This window comes from Pseudomonas sp. NFACC32-1, assembly GCF_900101215.1.
GTDB lineage: Bacteria > Pseudomonadota > Gammaproteobacteria > Pseudomonadales > Pseudomonadaceae > Aquipseudomonas.
Genome location: NZ_FMUL01000036.1, coordinates 1 through 4,946, shown reverse-complemented (window position 1 = coordinate 4,946; position 4,946 = coordinate 1). Strand labels below are relative to the sequence as shown.

The following is a 4,946-nucleotide window of genomic DNA, read 5'->3' as shown; positions in this document are numbered from 1 at the left end:
AAACCCCGGATCTTCACCTGGAAGTCGTTGCGGCCCAGGTATTCCAGCGTGCCGTCGGCCAGCCAGCGACCCAGGTCGCCGGTCTTGTACAGGCGCGCATCCGGCTGGTCGCTGAACGGGTCGGCGATGAAGCGCTCGGCGCTCAGTTCCGGCCGGTTCAGGTAACCCCTGGCCACGCCGATGCCGCCGATATGGATTTCCCCGGCCACCCCCAACGGCGTCGGTTCGCCCCGGGCATCGAGGACATGGACCTGCACATTGGCAAACGGCCGGCCGATGCTCGGACGGTCGCCCAGGTCGCGGATCAGGTCGAGGGTGGCGTCCACCGTGCACTCGGTGGGGCCGTACATGTTGTAGAAACGGATGTTCCGGCAGTTGCGCAGTTTCTCCCAGGTGGCGCTGTTGATCGCCTCGCCGCCGAGCAGCACGCTGACCGGCTGGTAACGCTGGCGCTCCAGCAGGCCGGCGGCCAGCAGGGTGTCGAGCTGGGACGGGGTGGAGTCGAAGGCGTGGACCTGGTGCTGTTCGAGGAAGTCCAGCAGCTCGTGGCCGCTGGCGCGGATCAGTTGCGGGATGATCACCAGGCGATGGCCGCAGAACAGCTGGGCGATGCCCTTGATCGACATGTCGAAGAAGAAGCCGGCATTCAAGGCCACGGTGGCCGGGGCCGGGCAATGCTGGTGGGTGGTGCGGCGCATCACCTGCCAGAAGTTGAACACCGAGCGGTGCTCGACCATCACGCCCTTGGACTGGCCGGTGGAGCCGGAGGTGTAGATCACGTAGGCCAGGTGTTGCGGAGTCAGGCCGGCGATCCGCGGGTTCACGTCGAACGCCACATCGTGGGCGGCGTGCAGCGAGGCGTCGGTGTCCAGCAGCAGGCATGGCAGGTCCCCGGTGGGCAGCGACAGCGCCGACTGGGTCAGCACCGCCAGTGGCTGGCTGTCCTGGAGCATGAAGGCCATGCGGTCGGCGGGGTGGGCCGGGTCGATGGGCACATAGGCCGCGCCGGCCTTGAGCACGCCCAGCAGGCCGACGATCATGTCTAGGCTGCGCTCGGCGCAGATGGCGACCCGTTGATCGGGCTGCACGCCGAGGGCGAGCAGCTGGCGGGCCAGGTGGTTGGCGCGGCGGTTGAGCTGGCGGTAGGTCAGCTGGCGGTCTTCGCAGACCAGGGCCACGGCGTCGGGGGCGAGCCGGACCTGGGTTTCGAACAGGGCATGGATCGGCTGGGCCGGCCCGAAGTCGGTGGCGGTGCGGTTGAAGTCGCGCAGCAGCAACTGGCGCTCGTCGTCGGGCAGCACGTCCAGGCTGCTGGCGAGGCGCTCGGGGGCTTGCTCCAGGGCCTGCACCAGGGCGGCGACGGCCTGGCCCAGGTAGGCGGCGATGCGGTGCGGGTCGATTCCGGTGATGGCTTGGGCCGTCACCGAGAAGTCGTCTCCTTCATCGGCCACCGCCACTTCGATCGGATAGTTGGTACGGGCTTCGTTGCTCAGGAAGCGTACGCCGTCCCAGGCCAGCACCTGGCCTTCGTTGGCCAGCGAGCCGCCATCGGTCTGGTGCCGGTAATTGAGCAGGGTGGTGAACAGCGGCAGGCCGGGGCCGACGCCGCTGCAACGCTGGGCCAGGGCCAGGGACGCCTGCTCATGGGACAGCAGTTCGCTGAGGTCGCGATAGGTTTCGTCCACCAGCGCGCCGACCCCCGACCCGGCCAGTCGCACCCGCACCGGCAAGGTGTTGATGAACACGCCCAGCGCCCGGTCGGCGCCCCGGGAGCCTTGCAGGCGTCCGGCGACCACGGTGCCGAACACCACATCGTCGCGGTCGGTGCAGCGCCCGAGCACCTGGGCCCAGGCGATGTGAAACAGCACCGCCGGCGTCACGCCGGCGCTGCGCGAGCAGGCGCGGATGCGCTGGCTCAGGGCTGGATCCAGGCGCACGCTGGTTTCCGTCACCTGGCTGCCGTCGCCCTGGACATCAAGGACGCCGAAGGGGGCGGTGGGCTCGTCGACGCTGCCCAGGCGCTGGCTGAAATAGGCTTCATGGACCTGGGGCGGGGTCGCCAGGATCTGCGCGACGAACTCCCGATAGGGCATCGGTGCCGGCAGCTCGGCGCCCCGGCCTTGCACCAGGGCCTGGACTTCTTCGAGCACGATCCCCAAAGACACGTGATCGCTGATCATGTGGTGGTCCAGCAGGCTCAGCCACCAGCGTTCGGAGTGCGGGTCCCGGGCGATGCAGGCGCGCATCAACGGCGCCTGTTGCAAGTCCAGGCGCAGGTGGCGCGGGTCGCTCAAGCGCTCCAGCTGAGCGCGCGGGTCTTCATCGCCAGCCAGGGTGACAAGCTGCACCGGCAACGTTGCCTGGCGTTGCACCACCTGCACCGCCTGCGGCTGGCCGACCCAGTGCACGGCGCTGCGCAGAATGTCGTGGCGATCGATCACCTGCTGCAAGGCGTCGATAAAGGCATCGAGACGCGCGCGATCGTCGAACTCGATCATCGAGCGCACCAGATACGCATCTCCTTCGTGCCCCAGCAGGTGATGGAACAGGATGCCTTGCTGCAACGGCGCCAGGGGGTAGATGTCCTGGACATTGGCGGCGCCGCCGGGCACGCCGGCGACGATGCGTTCGAGCTGGGCCGGGGTCAGTTCCACCAGCGACAGCATGTCTGGCGTCAGGGCGCTGCAGTCGGCCGCAATGCGGTTGGCTGGCGCCAGGAACGGGGTTTCATCGCTGCGGCCCAGGGCCTGGGCCATCTCCCGCAGGCTGGGCGCGGTGAACACGGTGCGTACCGACGCATTCAGGCCATGCTGGCGCAAGCGGTCGATGAGGCTGACCGCCATCAGCGAATGCCCGCCGAGCTCGAAGAAACGGTCATGGCGTCCGACCTGTTCAAGGCCCAGCAGTTCTTGCCAGACCGTGGCCAGCAGTTGTTCGATCTCGCCCCGCGGCGCCTCGTAGGCCCGGCTGGCGAATGCTTCCTGGCCCGGGGCCGGAAGCGCGCGACGGTCGAGCTTGCCATTGGGCGTCAAGGGCATGGCTTCGAGCTGCACGAAGGCGCTGGGCACCATGTAGTCGGGCAGCACCGCCAGCAGCGCGGCGCGCAATTGCTCCACCGGCACTGGCTCGCCACACAGGTAGGCGACCAGGCGCTTGCTGTCGGATTGGCCCGGTCTGCTTTCCTGGGCCACCACCACGGCCTCGCGCACGCCGGGGCGACCGGCGAGGACGGCCTCGATCTCTCCCAGTTCCACGCGGAAACCGCGGATCTTCACCTGGTCGTCGTTGCGACCCAGGTACTGGAGGGTGCCGTCGGCGCACCAGCGACCCAGGTCACCGGTCTTGTACAGGCGTGCCTGGGGATCGGTGGTGAACGGGTCGGCGATGAACCGTTCGGCGGTCAATGCCTGGCGGTTGAGGTAGCCACGCGCGACGCCGACGCCGCCGATATGGATTTCCCCGGCGACTCCCAGGGGGGCCAGGTTGCCGGCGCCGTCCAGCACATGCAGCTGGGTATTGCGCAGCGGCTTGCCGATGGAACGGAAGTCGTCCCGGTCACTTTCCATGCGGCGGATCGAGGCGTTCACGGTGGCCTCGGTTGGGCCATAGGCGTTGTACAGCGCCGGACGATGGCCGCTGCGGGCGAACCACTGGCTCACCGCCTGTTTACTCACCGCTTCACCACCGATCATGAACTGCCGCAGGCAGGTGGGCAGGGCCACATGGGCATCCCGGCTCACCTGTTGCCAGAACACGGTGGGCAGGTTGGCGACAGTGATCGCGTACTGCTCGCACAAGGTGGCGAAAGCCGCGGTGCCGGCTATCCAGGCATCGCTGCGCAGCACCAGGGTGGCTCCGGACAGCAAGGCGCCGAAGATTTCTTCCACGGACATGTCGAAGGTCATGGTGGCGAATTGCAGGATGCGGTCCCGGGCATCGAGGCTGTAGCGTTCCTGCAAGGCGCCGATCTGGTTGCACAGCGAGCGGTGCTCGAGCATCACGCCTTTCGGTTTGCCGGTAGAACCGGAGGTGTACATGACGTAGGCCAGGTGGCGGGAGGTCAGGCCCTCGATGCGAGGGTTGCCAGCGTCGCCGTCAGCCGTGTCGTCCAGCAGCAGCCGGGGCAGTCGCAGCGCCGGCAGTTGCTCGCCCATGGCATTCACCAGGGCAGCCTGGGTGAGCAGTACCCGGGGCGCACTGTCGTCGAGCATGTGTTGCAGGCGATCCTGCGGGTAGTTCGGGTCCAGCGGCACGTAGGCGCCGCCCGCCTTGAGGATCCCCAGCATGCCGACGATCATTTCCAGGCTGCGTTCCACCAGCAGTGCGACACGCTCATCCGGACGCACGCCCGCGGCAATCAGCCGATGCGCGATGCGGTTGGCCCGGGCATTGAGTTCGGCGTAGCTGAGGCTGGCCTCTTCGGCCTGCACGGCAATGGCATCGGGATGCGCTTGCACATGCTGCTCGAACCATTCGTGGACCAGGCGGCCCTCGGGAAAGGGCACATGCGTCCGGTTGAAGTCACCGAGCAACTGGCGACGTTGTGGATTGCTCAGCAGCGGCAAGGTCGCCACTGGCTGGGTGGCATCCTCCAGCATGGCATCGAGCAGTTGCAGCAGATGCTGTCCCCAACGGGCGATGGTGCTTTCATCGAACAGGTCGGTGGCGTATTCGAACTGGCCGGCGATGATGTCGCCGTCATCGTTCAGGGACAGGCTCACGTCGAACTGGGTGGTGCCGGTGGCCGGGGCCAGCGGGGTCAGGCTCAGGCCGGGCAGGGCCTGGTCCTGGTCCTGCGGGGTGTTGCCGAGTACCAGCATGGCCTGGAACAGCGGGCTGTGGCCGAGGCTGCGTTCCGGTTGCAACGCCTCCACCACCTGTTCGAACGGCAAGTCCTGATGGCCGTAGGCGTCGAGGGTGATGCGCTTGATCCGGGCCAGCAACTG

The 4,946-nt window shown here is 67.7% G+C and carries 1 protein-coding gene; it reads right to left on the bottom strand.

The genetic code is table 11. From position 1 onward, the window contains the following. Positions 1–4,946: non-ribosomal peptide synthetase (locus BLP99_RS25935; RefSeq protein ID WP_143007994.1), on the bottom strand; the 4,946-nt coding region annotated here is incomplete at both ends.